This window comes from Bradyrhizobium sp. WSM4872, from assembly GCF_055811715.1.
Map to the genome: position 1 here is coordinate 291,079 of NZ_JBVVPT010000007.1, position 17,291 is coordinate 308,369.

The 17,291-nt window shown below is 64.6% G+C and carries 11 protein-coding genes; 4 read left to right on the forward strand and 7 right to left on the reverse strand.

The annotated features are described in order from the left end of the window. The first annotated feature begins 80 nt into the window (after positions 1–80). Positions 81–1,697, forward strand: coding sequence for an acyl-CoA carboxylase subunit beta (locus tag AC0L3C_RS13235; RefSeq protein ID WP_473265959.1), 1,617 nt, complete (start codon positions 81–83; stop codon positions 1,695–1,697). Further along, positions 1,694–3,667: an acetyl/propionyl/methylcrotonyl-CoA carboxylase subunit alpha gene (locus AC0L3C_RS13240; RefSeq protein WP_473408179.1), complete on the forward strand. Its 1,974-nt coding sequence runs from the start codon at positions 1,694–1,696 to the stop codon at positions 3,665–3,667. Before AC0L3C_RS13235 ends, AC0L3C_RS13240 begins: the two co-directional genes overlap by 4 nt. Before the next feature lie 147 nt (positions 3,668–3,814). Here the strand turns inward: AC0L3C_RS13240 and AC0L3C_RS13245 are convergent, their stop codons facing one another. The 7 genes from AC0L3C_RS13245 to AC0L3C_RS13275 form a co-directional block, all read right to left on the reverse strand. After that, the gene (locus tag AC0L3C_RS13245; RefSeq protein WP_473408180.1) at positions 3,815–4,801 is read right to left on the reverse strand and encodes an ABC transporter ATP-binding protein; all 987 of its coding nucleotides are present in this window, start codon (positions 4,799–4,801) and stop codon (positions 3,815–3,817) included. Next, positions 4,798–5,805, reverse strand: a complete 1,008-nt coding sequence (locus tag AC0L3C_RS13250; RefSeq protein ID WP_473408181.1) for an ABC transporter ATP-binding protein — start codon at positions 5,803–5,805, stop codon at positions 4,798–4,800. The genes AC0L3C_RS13245 and AC0L3C_RS13250 overlap by 4 nt, the downstream gene beginning before the upstream one ends. Continuing rightward, the gene (locus tag AC0L3C_RS13255) at positions 5,805–6,698 is read right to left on the reverse strand and encodes an ABC transporter permease (protein WP_018455966.1); all 894 of its coding nucleotides are present in this window, start codon (positions 6,696–6,698) and stop codon (positions 5,805–5,807) included. The genes AC0L3C_RS13250 and AC0L3C_RS13255 overlap by 1 nt, the downstream gene beginning before the upstream one ends. Before the next feature lie 9 nt (positions 6,699–6,707). After that, on the reverse strand, positions 6,708–7,655 hold the full coding sequence (locus AC0L3C_RS13260) for an ABC transporter permease (protein ID WP_473408182.1): 948 nt from the start codon (positions 7,653–7,655) through the stop codon (positions 6,708–6,710). A 35-nt stretch (positions 7,656–7,690) separates the two neighbouring features. Continuing rightward, positions 7,691–9,289, reverse strand: a complete 1,599-nt coding sequence (locus AC0L3C_RS13265) for an ABC transporter substrate-binding protein (protein WP_473408183.1) — start codon at positions 9,287–9,289, stop codon at positions 7,691–7,693. Positions 9,290–9,598: 309 nt separating this feature from the next. After that, positions 9,599–11,149, reverse strand: coding sequence for an AMP-binding protein (locus AC0L3C_RS13270; protein ID WP_473265966.1), 1,551 nt, complete (start codon positions 11,147–11,149; stop codon positions 9,599–9,601). A gap of 19 nt (positions 11,150–11,168) precedes the next feature. Continuing rightward, the gene (locus AC0L3C_RS13275; protein WP_473278375.1) at positions 11,169–12,323 is read right to left on the reverse strand and encodes an iron-containing alcohol dehydrogenase; all 1,155 of its coding nucleotides are present in this window, start codon (positions 12,321–12,323) and stop codon (positions 11,169–11,171) included. A gap of 400 nt (positions 12,324–12,723) precedes the next feature. On the opposite strand from AC0L3C_RS13275, the gene AC0L3C_RS13280 reads away from it, so the two are divergent. Continuing rightward, positions 12,724–13,929 (forward strand): efflux RND transporter periplasmic adaptor subunit, encoded by a 1,206-nt coding sequence (locus AC0L3C_RS13280; protein WP_473265968.1) that lies wholly within the window; start codon positions 12,724–12,726, stop codon positions 13,927–13,929. Beyond that, the gene (locus AC0L3C_RS13285; RefSeq protein ID WP_473408184.1) at positions 13,926–17,090 is read left to right on the forward strand and encodes an efflux RND transporter permease subunit; all 3,165 of its coding nucleotides are present in this window, start codon (positions 13,926–13,928) and stop codon (positions 17,088–17,090) included. Before AC0L3C_RS13280 ends, AC0L3C_RS13285 begins: the two co-directional genes overlap by 4 nt. Positions 17,091–17,291: the final 201 nt, after the last annotated feature.

Sequence of the window (17,291 nt, forward strand, 5' to 3'; positions counted from 1 at the left end):
GGCGTGCGAAAGCGCGAACCCGGAACCTCGAGATTCCGGGTTCGATGCTTCGCATCGCCCCGGAATGACGGAGTAAAACTGTGTCCATTCTCGAAAACACCATCTCCCCCGGCAGCGCAGCCTACCTTGCCAACCGCGACGGCATGCTTGGCCTGATCGACCGTATGCGCGCGCTGGAAGAGCGCACCCGTGCGGCGTCGGCCGCGGCGAAAGACCGTTTCCATAAGCGCGGCCAGCTGTTGCCGCGCGAGCGCGTCGCGCTTGTGCTCGATCCCGGCGCACCCTTCATCGAGCTGTCCACGCTCGCCGGCTACATGTTCGACCTGCCGGATGCCGACAAGAGCGTGCCCGGCGGCGGCGTCATCGCCGGCATCGGCTTCGTCTCGGGGATCCGCTGCATGGTCAGCGCCAACGATTCCGGCATCGATGCCGGCGCGCTTCAACCCTACGGCCTGGACAAGACGATACGCGTGCAGGAGCTCGCGCTGGAAAACAAGCTGCCCTATGTGCAGCTGGTCGAAAGCGCCGGCGCCAATCTGTTGCGATATCGCGTCGAGGATTTTGTTCGCGGCGGCAACATCTTCCGCAATCTCGCGCGGCTTTCGGCAGCCGGGTTACCCGTCGTGACCGTGACGCATGGCTCCTCGACCGCCGGCGGCGCCTATCAGACCGGCCTGTCCGACTACATCGTCATGGTCCGTGGCCGCACCCGCGCCTTCCTCGCCGGGCCGCCGCTGCTGAAGGCCGCCACCGGCGAGATCGCGACCGAGGAGGAGCTTGGCGGCGCCGAGATGCACACGCAGGTGTCGGGACTTGGCGACTACCTCGCCGAAGACGACCGCGACGCCCTGCGCATCGCGCGCGAGATCATGGCGGCGCTGCAATGGGAGCGGCCGGACAAGGGAGCTGCGCAATACAAGCTGCCACGCTACGACCAGGACGAACTGCTTGGCATCATGCCGATGGACCACAAGCGCTCCGTGGACATGAAACAGGTCATCGCGCGCATCGTCGATGATTCCGATTTCACCGAGATGGCGCCGAACTACGGCCCGGCCACTGTTTGCGGCCATGCCCGCATCGAAGGCCAGGCGATCGGCATCATCACCAACAACGGTCCGCTCGATCCGGCCGGTGCGAACAAGGCGACGCATTTCATCCAGGCTTGCTGTCAAACCCGCACGCCATTGCTGTATCTGAACAACACCACCGGCTACATGGTCGGAAAAGCTTACGAAGAAGCCGGCATGATCAAGCACGGCTCCAAAATGATCCAGGCGGTGACGTCGGCGACGGTGCCGCAGATCACGGTCTATTGCGGTGCCTCGTTCGGTGCCGGCAATTACGGCATGTGCGGGCGCGGCTTCCATCCGCGCTTCTGCTTCTCCTGGCCCAACGCCAAGACTGCCGTAATGGGCGGTGAGCAGGCCGCCGAGACCATGGCGATCGTCACCGAAGCCGCAGCAGCGCGCCGCGGCAAGCCGGTGGAGAAAGAAAAGCTCGATATTATGAAGGCGCAGATCGTCGGCGTGTTCGACGGCCAGATGGACGTGTTCTCGACCAGCGCGCGGGTGCTCGACGACGGCGTGATCGATCCGCGCGATACCCGCGCGGTGCTGTCGGAAGTGCTCGCCATCTGCCGCGAGGGCGATGCGCGTACACCCCAGCGCATGCAGTTTTCGGTGGCTCGCCCATGAGGAACGGATCAACGCAGCACCGGCCATTCTTCAAGCTCTTGGTCGCCAATCGCGGCGAGATCGCGTTGCGGGTGATGCGCAGTGCGCGGAAGCTCGGCCTCGGCGTCGTCGCGGTCTATTCGGATGCGGATCGCGACGCGCTCCATGTGCAAGAGGCCGACCAGGCCGTGCGCATCGGCGAGCCGCTCCCGGCGCAGTCCTACCTCAACATTCCCGCGATCGTTGCGGCCGCAAAGGCCAGCGGCGCGGATGCCGTTCATCCCGGCTATGGCTTCCTCGCCGAGAACGAGGAGTTTGCGCAGGCCTGCAAGGATGCTGGGCTCGTCTTCATCGGCCCGTCGCCGCAGGCGATCGAGTCGATGGGCAACAAGGCCGGTGCCAAGGAGATCATGAAAAAGGCCGGCGTGCCCGTCGTGCCCGGCTATCAGGGTGCCAATCAGGGCGATGAGGTGATGCTGGCGGAAGCCAAGGAGATCGGCTTTCCCGTGATGATCAAGGCCGTCGCCGGCGGCGGTGGACGCGGCATGCGGCTCGTGACGGACGCGGCGTCGTTTCCTGATGCGCTGCGTAGCGCGCGGTCCGAGGCAAAGGCGGCGTTTGGCGATCCGACCGTGATCCTCGAACGCGCCATCCAGAATCCCCGTCACATTGAAATTCAGGTGTTCGGCGACAGCTATGGCAACGCCATCCATCTCGGCGAACGCGATTGCTCGGTGCAGCGGCGCCACCAGAAGCTGATCGAGGAGGCACCGTCGCCCGCTGTGACGCTGGAACTGCGCGCGAAGATGGGCGACGTCGCGGTCGCTGCGGTGAAGGCGCTGCGCTACGAGGGCGCCGGCACGCTCGAATTTCTGCTCGATGCGAGCGGCGAATTCTACTTCATGGAAATGAACACCCGCCTCCAGGTCGAGCATCCCGTGACCGAGGCGATCACCGGGCTTGATCTCGTCGAATTGCAGCTGCGCGTCGCGCGCGGCGAGCCATTGCCGGTTAAGCAGCAGGACATTCGCTTCACGGGCCACGCCATCGAGGTGCGGCTGTGCTCGGAGGATGCCGCGCATGATTTCATGCCGCAGTCCGGGCGCATGGCGCGCTGGCAGGTGCCGGAAGGCATCCGCGTCGAGCATGCGCTGCAATCGGGCTCCGAGATTCCGCCGTTCTACGATTCCATGATCGCCAAGGTGATCGGCCATGGTGCGAGCCGCGAGGAGGCGAGGGGGCGGCTGATCGTCGGTCTGGAGCAACTGACCGGATTCGGTGTGACGACCAATCAGGCGTTCCTGATGTCCTGCCTGCGTCATCCCGGCTTTGCCAAGGGCGAAGCGACGACGGCGTTCATTGGTGCGCACAGCGACGAGTTGCTGGCGCCGCGCGCGGACGCTGCATTCGATATGGCTTTGGCCGGCTTGCTGCTCTACGTCACGAACCCGCAGGCACCGTCGTGGCGCCGCGGACGGAGCCTCGCGGCAACGTTCCCGCTACCGGCGAAAATCGAGATCGCAGGCCACGCGCTTGAGCTCGAAGTCACGCGGGAGCGCGATGGCAGCTACACCGTTGCCAGTGACGGCCGTCGAGACAAATTCGAGATCGACCAGCTCGATCTCGACATGATTCGCTTCCGCCATGACGGCGTGACGGACAGTGCAAAATTCCTGCGCGATGGCGAACGTCTCCACCTCCAGCGCCGCGGCATCCCGCTCGCGGCGACCGATCTCACGCTCGCCGCGCCGAAGGCCGCCGCAAGCAACGGAGACGGCAAGGTTCGTGCTGCCATGAACGGCCGCGTCGTTGCCGTCCTGGTCAAGCCGGGCGACCGCGTCATCGTCGGTCAGCCGGTGCTGACGCTGGAAGCGATGAAGATGGAGCACGTCCACAAGGCCGGCATCGACGGCGTCGTCGCCGCGATCGACGTCGCCGAGGGCGAGCAGGTTACGACCGGCCGGATCGTGGCCGAGATCGGGGCGGGGTAGTGCACCCCGAACTCAACCCGTCGTCCCGGCGAAGGCCGGGACCCATACTCCTAGGCAGCGGTTACAGGGCGAGCAGGTAACTCCGAGTCTTCGCCAAACCCGATCCTGTGGCTATGGGTCCCGGCCTTCGCCGGGACGACAGCGCAGCTATTGGCTCCGCCCCGTCCCGTCATTGAGCAAACACGCGACCTGGTGCCCGTCGCCCGCGTCCACCAACGCCGGCCGTTCCGTCCTGCATCGCTCCATCGCAAACCGGCAGCGGGTGTGAAACGCGCAGCCCGGCGGCGGATCGACCGGGCTTGGCACGTCGCCGTCGACCAGCGGCACGAGCTTCTTGGCGAGCGGGTTCGCGACCGGCACCGAGGCGAGCAAGGCCTGCGTGTAGGGATGGCGCGGATTTGCAAACAGCTCGTCCTTGGCGGCAATCTCGACGATGCGACCGAGATACATCACGGCCACGCGGTGACTGATATGGGCGACCACCGCGAGGTCATGCGCGATGAAGAGGTAGGAGAAGCCGTGCTCGCGTTGCAGGTCGATCAGGAGGTTGATCACCTGCGCCTGGATCGAGACGTCGAGCGCGGAGACCGGCTCGTCGCAGACGATCAGCCGCGGCCCCAGCGCCAGCGCGCGGGCGATGCAGATGCGCTGGCGCTGGCCGCCGGAGAATTGGTGCGGAAAATCCCGCATCTGGTCCGGCCGCAAGCCGACCTGCTCGAACAGGTTTGCGGTACGCGCCTCCAGCGCTTTGCCGGTCGCGAGCCCGTGCACGAACAGCGGCTCGCCCACGATGTCTCCGGCAGTCATGCGCGGGTTGAGCGAGGCGAACGGATCCTGGAACACGATCTGCATCGAGCGGCGATGCGGACGCAGCGCGTACTTGGAGAGATGCGTGATGTCCTCGCCTTCGAGGCGGATCTGGCCGGAGGTCGGCTCGACCAGCCGCAGCACGCTACGCGCCACCGTGGACTTGCCGCAACCGGATTCGCCGACGAGGCCCAGCGTCTCGCCGACCCCAACCGAGAACGAGACGCCGTCGACTGCATGCACTGTGCCAATTTGCCGGCGCAACACGCCCGCGCGCACCGGATAGTGCTTCTTGAGGTCAGTGACTTCGAGCAGCGCCTCGGTCATGCCACCTCCGCGACTTCAGCGGCGCGCCAGCAGGCGGCGAGATGGCCGCCGCCCCAATCGATGAGCGGCGGATATTCGGCCTCACAGCGCTTGATCGCGAGCTTGCAGCGCGGCGCAAACGCGCAACCCTTCGGCAGCCGCACCAGCGACGGCACTGTGCCCGGAATTTCGTTCAGCCGTGCCGGCGCGGCGATGCCGGGCGCCGGCACCGCCGGGATCGACGCCATCAATCCGCGCGTATAGGGATGTTTCGGCGCGGCGAACAGCGCCTCGACGCTCGCTTCTTCGACCTTCCGTCCCGCATACATCACGATGACGCGCTGCGCTGTCTGCGCGACGACACCGAGATCATGCGTGATCAGCACGAGCCCGGTACCGAGCTCCTTCTGAAGGTCCAGGATCAGCGCCAGGATTTGCGCCTGGATGGTGACATCGAGCGCAGTCGTGGGCTCGTCCGCGATCAGCAGCGCCGGCCGGCACGCCAGCGCCATGGCGATCATGGCGCGCTGGCGCATACCGCCGGACAGTTGATGCGGATATTCCCGCGCGCGCCGAGCCGGTTCGGGGATGCGCACCAGGCGCAGCATCTCGATCGCGATGTCCCGAGCCTCTTTGCTCGAGATGTTCCGGTGCAGCCGCACGGCCTCGACGATCTGGTCGCCGATCCGCATCACCGGATTGAGCGACGTCATCGGCTCCTGGAAGATCATCGAGATACGGTTGCCTCTGACGGCACGCATCTCAGTCTCGTCCAGCGTCAGCAGATCAGTGCCTTCAAGCGTGACGGAGCCGCCGACGATGCGGCCGGGCGGATCCGGCACCAGCCGCATCAGCGAAAGCGCAGTGACGCTCTTGCCGCAGCCGGATTCGCCGACGATCGCCAGCGTCTCGCCGCGCTTCACCGTGAAGGACACATCCTCGACGGCCTTGAACAGACCGGAGTTGGTGAAGAACACCGTCTTCAGGTTCTTCACCTCGAGCACGAGATCGGATTTGTCAGCCATCAGCCGCGCTGCCGGGGATCGAGGATGTCGCGCAAGGCGTCGCCGAACAGGTTGGCGCCGAACACCGCGAGGCTGATGGCGATGCCGGGGAAGATCACCAGCCAGGGCGCCGTGCGGACATACTCGGCGGCGGATTCGGAGAGCATGCGGCCCCACGACGGGTACGGCTCGGGAATGCCGAGACCGAGGAAGGAGAGCGAGGCTTCCGTGAGAATGGTCGAGCCGAGCTGGGCAGTCGCAAGCACGATCAGCGGCGCCAGCGTGTTCGGCAGCACGTGACGGAGCGCGATGCGTACCTCGCTCATGCCGATCGACTTGGCGGCCTCGATGAATGGCAGCTCGCGCAACGCCAGCGTGTTGGCGCGGATGACGCGCGAGACAGTCGGGATCAGCGGAATGGCGATCGCGATGATGACGTTCGGCAAGGACGGCCCAAGCGCCGCGGTCATGATCAGGGCCAACACCAGCAGCGGCAGCGCCTGCAGGACATCGGACACACGCTGGAATACGAGATCGACCCAGCCGGAAAGATAGCCGGAGGTGAGGCCCACGATCACTCCGATCGAGCCGCCGAGCGCGGTCGAGCCGATCCCGACCGCGAGCGAGATCCGCGCGCCATGAATGATGCGGCTGAAGACATCGCGGCCGAAGGAATCCGTGCCCATCCAGTGGGCCAGGCTTGGGCGCGCCAGTGCCCGGGCGGCGTCGATCGTCAGCGGATCGTAGCGCGCGATGAAGTCGGCGAAGATCGCGGTGAACACGAACAGGGTCATGATGACGAGTCCGGCCGCGCCCAGCACATGCCGCTGCGCCAAAAACAGCACGCGCCGCCAGCCGACGGTCGCGTGCGCCCCGGCACGCCTCAGTTCAACGTCATAGTCGATTGCGGCCAACAGGTTCTCCTAATCCGTGTACCTGATACGCGGGTCGAACACCGCGTACAGCATGTCCACGATGAAATTCGCGCTCACCACGACGATGGCAATCAGCATCACCAGGTTCTGCACGATCGGATAATCGCGCCAGCGAATCGCCTCGACCAGGAAGCGTGCGACGCCGGGGATGTTGAACACGGTCTCGGTGACGATGAGGCCGCCGATCAGGAACGCCGCCTCGATACCGATCACGGTGATGACGGGCAAAATCGCATTCTTCAGCGCATGCTGATAGTTCACGGCGGCATCCGATGCGCCCTTGGCACGCGCGGTGCGGATATAGTCCTGCCGCAGCACCTCCAGCATCGAGGATCGGGTGATGCGCATGGTCAGCGCCGCGCTGCGGAAGCCGACGGCGGCGGCGGGCACGGCATAGGTTGCGAAGGCCTCCAGCCAGGTATCCGGATTGGGATTGAAGATCGGCATCTGGTTGAACATCGCCACCGATGCGGTGAGGATGAGCAGGCCGAGCCAGAACGACGGCAGCGACAATCCGCTCAGGCTCACCACACGCAACGCGTAATCGAGCCTCGTTCCCTGCTTCACCGCGCTGATGACGCCCAGCGGAATGCCGATGGACGCCGAGAACAACAACGCCAGCCCGGCGAGCCGTGCGGTAATCGGGATCCGTGGCAGGATCTCCTGAAGCGCCGGTTTCTCGGAGACGTAGGAGTAGCCGAAATCGCCGCGCAGAAAACCGCTGATCCAGTGCCAATATTGCACCACCAGCGGCTGGTCGATGCCGAGCTCTTTTTCCAGATTGGCCTTGTCGGCGGGATCGACATAGCCGGCCGCGGCAAACAGGATATCGACGATGTTGCCGGGAACGATACGCAGCAGGAAGAAGATGACGACCGAGATCCCGAACAGGGTCACGAGCATCAGAAACAGGCGCCGCACCAGATAGGCAAACATGCATCGCCTCCCGTCGAACCCGTCAGCCGCCCGCGCTACTTGTCCATCCAGACATCCTCGTAACGATATCCATTATACGAGCTGTTCGACATCACCGTCACGCCCTTGACGTAAGGCTGCCAGCAGCTGCCGGTCCGTGCGTGGAAGATGATCGGGCGGGCGACGTCCTCCTGCAACTTCTTGTCGATGTCCCACACCAGCTTCTTGCGCTTGTTGACGTCGGTCTCCTGGGACTGCACGTCGAACAGCTTTTCGATCTCCTTGTTGCAGTAATTGGTGTAGTTGCGCTCGGAGCCACAGGAATAGTTCTCGTAAAACGACTGGTCGGGATCGTCGACCGCATTGCCGGTCAAATTGAGCCCGAGCATGTAATCCTTGCGCGCGATCTTCGGGAACCAGTTCGCGGTCTCGACCACGTCGAGCTCGCCGTCGATATAGATGCTCTTGAGCTGGTCGATCAGGATCACCGCGGGATCGCGGTAGACCGGAATATTGCGGGTCGAGACCTTGACGGCGAGATGCTTGTCCGGCCCATAACCGGCGTTCTGCATCAGTTTTTTTGCTTGCTCGCGGTTGGCGTTGATGTCGGGTCCGTAGCCCGGAATGCTCTCGAGCATCTCCTTCGGCATGCCCCACAGCCCGTTCGGCGGCGGCAGCATGGTGCCGCCGATGTCGCCCTGGCCTTCGAACATGATCGAGATGAAGGCTTTGCGATCGAGCGACAGCGCCATGGCGCGGCGGATGTCGATATTGTCGAACGGCGGCGCAGACGAATTGACGATGATGTTGGTCGCGACATTGTTGGGTTCGACCACGCAGACCGCGTTCGGCGCCTGCGATTTGACGTCCTTGAGAAGCGGGATGCTCACTTCGGTCGGGAAGGCCATGTCGAACTTGCCGGCGACGAAGGCGAGAATGGCGGTCGAGCGGTTCGGGATGATGGTGAACTCGATGCCGTCGAGATAGGGCCGCCCCTTGCGCCAATAATCGGGATTGCGAGTCAGCTTGATCGATTCATTGGCTTTGAACTCGACGAACTTGAACGGGCCAGTGCCGATCGGGTGCGTGCGCATGTCGCCGGGTGAGACGTGGCAGGGATAGACCGGCGTGTAGCCCGAGGCCAGCAGTGCAATTAGCGAAGGCTGCGGCCGCTTCAGATTGAAGGAGACCTCGAGATCGCCGTTGGTGGAGACGTCGTTGACCTGTTCGTACCAGCTCTTGCGCGGGTTCTGCCGGAACTTCTGCTGCGACTTGCCCATCAGCATGTCGAAGGTGCATTTGACGTCCGCCGAGGTGAACGGCTTGCCGTCGTGCCACTTCACGCCCTGGCGCAATTTGAAGGTCAGTGTCTTGTTGTCGTTGACCCAGGCCCAGCTCTCGGCGAGCTCTGGCACGATGGTGTCCATGCTGTTCTGCGCCACGTCCTGCTTGTAGATGACGAGGTTGTTGAACACCGGCATGAAGGGAACATTGAGCGAGTAGGTCGCGCCTTCGTGGATCGAGGCATTGCCGGGACTGTCGCGGTGATACATCCGCAAAATACCGCCCTGCTTGGGCTCGCCGGCGAGTGCAATGGTCGAAAACGCCAGCAAAGATAGCGCCGCCGTCGCGGCGAGCGCTCGTACGCTCCGCATCCTCGTCCTCCCTGGACATCTTGTTGTCTTTTGGGCCTTTGCGGCCTGTTTGAGGGGACGATAGCGACGCGCGCGCGGTCAGGCAACCGGCAAGGTCTGCTCCTCTCTCGGCAATTCGGATGACGCAAGGCCGCAGGGGTTTTCCCTCACAAATTGAGAGACGTCGCTCCCGCGTCGTCCTGGCGAACGCCAGGACCCATGACCCCAGGGAGGTGTTTGGCGAAGACTGGTCGCTCGGCATTGCTACCTTCTTCAGTTGCGGAATCACGCGGTATGGGTCCTGGCGTTCGCCAGGACGACAGTGGCCCCTCACACGATCCTTGACGCCTTGTTCCCCCAATACCGGTCCCGCAGCAGCCGCTTGTACAGCTTCCCCGTCGGCAGCCGCGGCAACTCCTTTTCGAAATCGACCGACCGCGGCACCTTTTGCCGCGACAGCGATGCTCCGCAGAACGCGATCAGCTCTTCCGCGAGTGCCTCGCCCGGCACGACGCCGGGCATCGGCTGCACCACCGCCTTCACCTCTTCGCCGAGATCGGGATTGGGCACGCCGAATACCGCGGCGTCAGCGACCTTCGGATGGGTGATCAACAAATTCTCGCATTCCTGCGGATAGATGTTCACGCCGCCGGAGATGATCATGAAGGTCGCGCGGTCCGTTAAATAGAGGAAGCGGTCCTCGTCGACATAGCCGACGTCGCCGACCGTGCTCATGCTGCCGTCGGCCGAGCGCGCTTCCTTGGTCTTCTCCGGGTCGTTGAAATATTCGAATGGCGTGGCCGTCTTGAACCAGACCTGTCCCGGCGTGCCGGTCGGGCATGGCTTCATGTTTTCGTCGAGAATATGGAGGTCGCCGAGTAGCACCTTGCCGACGGTGCCGCGATGGGCCAGCCATTCCGCGCTGTTGCAGGCGGTGAAGCCAAGGCCTTCGGTCGCGCCGTAGTATTCGTGGATGATCGGTCCCCACCATTTGATCATGTCGTCCTTGACCAGCGCCGGGCAGGGCGCGGCGGCATGGATCGCGATCTCGAGCGACGACAGGTCGTAGCGCGTGCGCACCTCCTCCGGCAGCTTGAGCATGCGCGAGAACATCGTCGGTACGAGCTGGGTGTGGGTGATACCCCACCGCTCGACGAGCTGGAGGTAACGCTCGGGATCGAAATTTTCCATGATGATCGCGGTGCCGCCCATCCGGATCGTCAAATTGACCGCGGCCTGCGGCGCGGAATGATAGAGCGGCGCCGGCGAGAGATAGATCATGCCCTCCCGGTACTGCCAGAGCTTTGTGAGGAACTCGAACAGCGGCAGGTTGTGCTTCGGCGGCTCCTCCGGCAGCGGGCGGATAATGCCCTTCGGCCGTCCCGTCGTGCCCGATGAATACAGCATGGCGGTGCCGAGCCATTCATCCGGGATCGGCGTCTTCGGCAGCTCGGCGGTCACCTCCGTGAGGCCGACGATGCGCTCGCTCTCGCCGGGACCATCCGCGACGATGCACAGCCTGATGTCGGGGCAGACCTTGATCGCCTCGCGGGCGATATCGAGCTTCGCGAGCGATGTGATCAGGATTTTCGACTGGCTGTTGACCAGGAGATAAGCGAGCTCGCCCGGCGTCAGGAACGAGTTGATGCAGGTGTAGTAGAGGCCGGAGCGCTCGCCCGCGCCGCAGGCTTCGAGGTAGCGGGAATTGTTCTCCATGAAGATCGAATAGTGGTCGAGCCGCTTCAAGCCGTGCTTGCGGAACAGGTGCGCCAGCCGATTGCTGCGCGCATCGAGCTCGCGATAGGTGACGGCCTCGCCTGTTACCGCCATGATGAAGGCGGGCTGGAGCGGGCGCAGGCGGGCATGCTGACCTGGATACATCAGTCCTCCGGCTTTTGGATCATGCGGCAAGAAGCAGGATTTCGCGCAACTGCGCGGGGCCGTCGATCTTGCGCGGGTTGCGCGGAATCCAGTTCGTGCGCATCGCAGCGTCCGCTATCGCGTCGAAATGCTCCGGCGAGACGCGTACATCGGCGAGGCTGCGCGGCATGCCGAGCGAGCGGATGAAGGCATCGAGCACATCGGCCGCGGCGTGGCCGGGAAAGCCCATCGCGGCCGCGACGATCATCTGGCGCTCGGCATTGTCGCGCGCATTCCAGCGCATCACCGCCGGCAGCATGACGCAGGAGGTGTAGCCATGCGGCACATCGAAGGCCGCGCCCAGCACGTAGCCGATGCCGTGGCTTGCCCCCATCGGCACGCCGGCGGCGAGCGCGCCCATCGACAGCCAGGTGCCGATCTGCGCATCCATTCGCGCGTCGAGGTCAGCAGGGTCAGCCTTCACCCGCGGCAGCGCGTCGGCGAGCATCGCGAGGCCTTTGACCGACTGCGCGTCGGCATAGGGGTGCGTCTCGCGCGAGCAGATCGCCTCGACGCAATGATCGATGGCGCGGATGCCGGTCGACAGGAACAGCCATTCCGGCGTGTGCACCGTGATGGCGGGATCGAGGATGGTCGCGCGGGGAACGCTGAGCGGATGCCGCAGCATCTGTTTCACATGGGCGGTGCGCTCGGTGACACCTGCGATCGAGCTGAACTCGCCGCCGGCGATCGTGGTCGGGACGCTGATCTGACGCACGGTCGGCGCCGTCATCTCCGGCGCGACGCCCTTGTGCACGCGGATACGCTCGATGCCGTCGACATCGTCGATGCCGTTGGCGAGGCAGAGCTGCACCGCCTTGGCGCCGTCGGTGATCGAGCCGCCGCCCACGGTGACGATCAGGTCGGCGCCCGCTTCGCGCGCCGCATTGGTCGCGGCGATCACCGCCTCCCGCGGGGTGTGCGCCGGCATCGCATCGAACACGCCCGCGCAATTTGTGCCCAGGGCCTGTTTGATCTTCGCGATTTCGTCGGTCTGCCGGTTGAGCGTGCCCGACACCATCAGGAAGGCGCGGCGCGTCCCCAGCCGGTCCATCTGGGCGACCACGGCCTCGGCCGCGGGGTGGCCGAACACGACTTCCTCGATCGCGCCGTAAACGACACGTCCCTGGTGCACGCCTGTCCTCCCCGGACAATTCGTCTTGTTCTTCTGGGGGTAGTCTAACCGCGCTGGCGGCATTCGTCATGCGCGAAGACGCTGAGCTCTATCTGCTCCCTCTCCCCGCTTGCGGGGAGAGGGTTGGGGTGAGGGGGGCTCTCCGCGAGGGAGCCGATAGTTTGACTCGCGGAGAGTCCCCCCTCACCCGCCGCGCTTCGCGCTTCGGCCTCTCCCCGCAAGCGGGGAGAGGCGAAGGAGCGTCGCTTCTCTCCCTGTCAACCCGTCATCCGGCCAGGGCATTCCTCCGAGCATTGCGCGTGCGGTGGTCTTGAAGAGTTCATCATTGCCACCCATCTTGTGACGCCCGCGGGTGCAGGCGTACCCTGCTATTACCGCGGTTTTTATGCGAGGACCTGGGATGACTGGACCGGACGGAAGCGAGCAATTTGTCAAAACGCACGATTTCGTTTCGCCTCGGCCTTACGCCATCGTCGGCCTTCTCGCCGCGGCGTTCGTGCTCACCGGTTGCGGCCAGCCGGCCTCGCAAGCGAGCGCTCCCCCGCCGGCGCCGGTGACCGTCGCCCAGCCGGTCAAGCGCACCGTCACCGATTGGGACGAGTTCACCGGCCGCTTCGAGGCCGTCGAGGAGGTGCAGGTCCGCCCGCGTGTCGGCGGCTTCGTCAACTCCGTCGAATTCCAGGACGGCGCCATCGTGCATCAGGGCGATCTGCTCTACGTCATCGACCCGCGCCCGTTCGAGGCGGTGGCCGAGCAGGCGGACGGCCAATTGTCCGATGCGCGCGCCAAGGTGGAGCTTGCCAAGCGCGAGCTCGACCGTGGCCTGAGCCTGGTCCAGACCAGCGCGGTCTCCGAGCAGGCCGTCGACCAGCGGCGCCAGGCCTTGCAGGCCGCGCACGCCGCGGAGACGCAGGCCGCAGGCGCGCTGAAGGCCGCGCGGCTCAACATCGAATTCACCCATGTGACCGCGCCGCTCACGGGCCGTGTCAGCCGTCATCTCGTCAGCCCCGGCAATCTGGTGCAAGGTAGCGATACCGGCTCCTCGACGCTGCTCACCTCGATCGTCGCGCTCGATCCGATCTACGTCTATTTCGACATGGATGAGGCGACCTTCATCAAGTACAGCAAGCTGTGGTTCGAAGGTAAGCGCCCGAGCTCGCGCGACACGGCGAACCCGGTGCAGGTGACGCTAGCCGGCGAGAGCAAGCCGTCGCATGAGGGCACCATCAACTTCCTCGACAACCGTCTCGACGTCTCCACCGGCACGCTACGCAGCCGCGCCGTGGTCAAGAACGCCGATCTCTCGATCCTGCCCGGTCAGTTCGGCCGTATCCGGCTGATCGGCAGCGCGCCCTATGAGGCGCTGCTGATCCCCGACGTCGCGGTCGCGACCGACCAGTCGCGCAAGATCGTGTTCGTGGTCAAGCCGGACGACACCGTCGAGGCACGTCCCGTGACGCTCGGGCCGCTCGACGAGGGCCTGCGCGTGATCCGGGAGGGATTGAAGGCGGACGACCGCGTCATCGTCAACGGCATCCAGCGCGCCCGCGTCGGTGCCAAGGTGGCACCGCAGACGGCACCAGCGCCCGCCGGTGGCAAATCATGAATCTTGGCCGTCTCTCCATCAACCAGCCCATCCTGGCGATGGTGCTGTCGATCGTGCTGCTGATCGTCGGCGCGCTGGCCTATACCACGTTGCCGGTCTCCGAATATCCGCAAGTAGTGCCGCCGACGGTCGTCGTGACCACGCAGTATCCCGGCGCCTCCGCCCAGACCGTGTCCGACACGGTTGCAGCTCCCATCGAGCAGGAGATCAACGGCGTCGAGGACATGCTGTATCTCTACAGCCAGGCGACCTCGAACGGCCAGCTCACCATCACCGTCACTTTCAAGCTCGGCACCGATCTCGACAAGGCCCAGGTGCTGGTGCAGAACCGCGTTGCGATCGCGCAGCCGCGTTTGCCTGAAGAGGTTCAACGCAACGGCGTCACCACGCGCAAGAACTCGCCCGACATCCTGATGGTCGTGTTCATGCTGTCGCCCGACGACACGTTCGACCAGCTCTACATCTCGAATTACGCGCTGCTCCAGGTCCGCGATCAGCTGCTGCGGATCGACGGCGTCGGCGACATCCAGATCTTCGGCGCACGCGACTATTCGATGCGGTTGTGGCTCGATCCCGACCGGATCGCCAATCTCGGCCTGACCGCGACTGAGGTGCTCGCCGCGATCCGTGCGCAGAACGTGCAGATCGCGGGTGGCCAGATCGCCGAACCGCCGATCGCCGACCGCGCCTTCCAGCCGAACCTCACCTTCACCGGGCGTTTGAAAGACCAGAAGCAGTTCGAGGACATCCTGATCAAGGCCGGCTCCGACGGCCGCACGGTGCGCCTGCGCGACGTCGCCCGCATCGAGCTCGGTGCTCTCGCGTACTCCACCAACAGCTTCCTGCTGCGCAAATCGGCGGTCGCGATGCTGGTGACGCAGCGGCCTGGATCGAACGCGCTCGCAACCGCGAAGCACATTTCGGACACGATGACGAAGCTGAAGGAGACCTTTCCGAAAGGCCTCGACTTCAATATCGGCTACAACCCGACCGAGTTCATCGCGCAGTCCGTCCACGAACTGATCAAGACCATCTACGAAGCCATGTTGCTCGTGGTCATCGTGGTGCTGGTGTTCCTGCAAGGATGGCGGCCCGCGATCATTCCGATCATCGCGATCCCGGTTTCGCTGGTCGGCACCTTCGCGGTGATGGCAGCGCTCGGCTTCTCCATCAACAATCTCACGCTGTTCGGCCTCGTTCTCGCCGTCGGCATCGTTGTCGACGACGCCATCGTGGTGGTCGAGAATGTCGAGCGGCATCTCGAGCACGGCATGAGCCGGCGCGATGCCGCGCTGAAGACCATGGAGGAGGTCGGCGGCGCACTGGTGTCGATCGCGCTGGTGCTCTGCGCGGTGTTCGTCCCGACCGCGTTCCTGGGCGGAATTTCCGGTCAGTTCTTCCAGCAATTCGCCGTCACCATTGCGGTTGCGACCGCAATCTCCTGCTTCTGCTCGTTGACGCTGTCGCCGGCGCTGGCCTCGCTTCTCCTTGTCCCCCATGAGGAGAAACGGCCGCCGGCGCGCTGGAATCTTGTTGCACGTGGCTGGAACGCTTTCACGGGCGTGTTTAACCGCGTGTTCGATCGTCTCGCGCATGGCTACGCCGGCCTCGCCAATTTCGTGATCCGGCATTCGGCGGTGATGATCCTGATCTACGTCGTGCTGATCGGCAGCGCCGGCTGGCTGATCGGGACCACGTCGCAAGGCTTCATTCCGGCGCAGGACCGCGGTTACGTCATCATCTCCGTGCAATTGCCGGGCGCGGCGTCGCTGGCGCGCACCACCGAGGTCGTGCGCGAGATCGAACGGATCTCGCTGGATACACCGGGTATCGTCCGCGTTGCCGCTTTCGCGGGCTTTTCCGGCGCAACGCGCACGCAAGCCGGCAATGCTGCGGCGCTGTTCCCTGTTTTCGACGAGCCCGAGGTGCGGATCAAGAAGGGGCTGACTGCGAACGCCATCACGGCCGAGCTGCGCAAGCGGCTCGCTGCAATCCAGGGCGCGTTCATCATTGTGATTCCGCCTCCGGCCGTGCCCGGCATCGGCACCGGCGGCGGCTTCGCCATCCGCATCCAGGACCGCCAGGGCCGCGGGCCGGAGCTGCTCGCCGCGGCCACCGACGAGCTTGTCGCCGCGGCGCGTAAATCGCCCTCGCTGCTCGCTCCCACGGTGTTCTCGCCATTCTCGGCCAATACGCCGCAGCTCTTCGTCGATATCGACCGCACCAAGGCGCAGAAGCTTGGCGTGCCCATCGCCAACATCAACGACACGATCCAGACCTATTTCGGATCGACCTATGTCAACGACTTCAACCTGTTCGGCCGCACCTACCACGTCACCGCACAGGCCGACTTCCCGTTCCGGAAAGAGCCGAGCGATCTCGCGCGGCTGCGCACGCGCAACGCCTCCGGGGACATGGTGATGCTCGGCAGCGTGGTCGACTTTAAGGACGTTTCCGGACCCGACCGCGTCGCTCGCTACAATCTCTACGCGGCATCCGAGCTGCAGGGCGAGCCGGCGCCGGGCACCAGCTCGACCACCGCGCTCAAGGCGATCAAGAAGCTCGCGGACGACACCCTGCCGAGCGGCTTCAGCTTCGAATGGACCGATCTGTCCTACCAGCAGATCACCGGCGGCAATGCGGGACTGCTGGTGTTCCCGATCTGCGTGCTGTTCGTCTATCTCGTGCTCGCCGCGCAATATGGCAGCTGGACCTTGCCGTTCGCGGTGATCCTGATCGTGCCGATGTGCCTGTTGGCCGCCACCATCGGCGTGCGCATCATGGGGCAGGACGTCAACATCCTCACCCAGATCGGCTTTGTCGTGCTGGTGGGATTGGCGGCGAAGAACGCGATCCTGATCGTGGAATTCGCCCGCGACATCGAGAAAGAAGGCAAGCCGCGGCTGGAGGCCGTGATCGACGCCTGCCGGTTGCGCCTGCGGCCGATCCTGATGACGTCCTTCGCCTTCATCCTCGGCGTGCTGCCGCTGGTGATCTCGTCCGGCTCGGGCTCGGAGATGCGGCAAGCCGTCGGCGTCGCCGTGTTCTTCGGCATGATCGGCGTCACCCTGTTCGGGCTGTTGTTCACGCCGATCTTCTACGTGGTGGTGCGGAACCTGGCCGAGGGGAAGAACGAGGGGAAGCCGAGGGCGGTGGCCTGATCGTAGTCAGTGCGGCCAGCGCATCAACGCCCACAGTGTCGTCCCGGCGAAGGCCCATAGCCACCGGGCGGAGTTTTGCGAAGACTCGTGGTTACCAGCTTCGCGTCGCAACCACTTTTTGGGAGTATGGGTCCCGGCCTTCGCCCTAGGGCATGCACATATCTGGTGCGGCGGATTGACTCAGAGCGGCATCTTGGGATT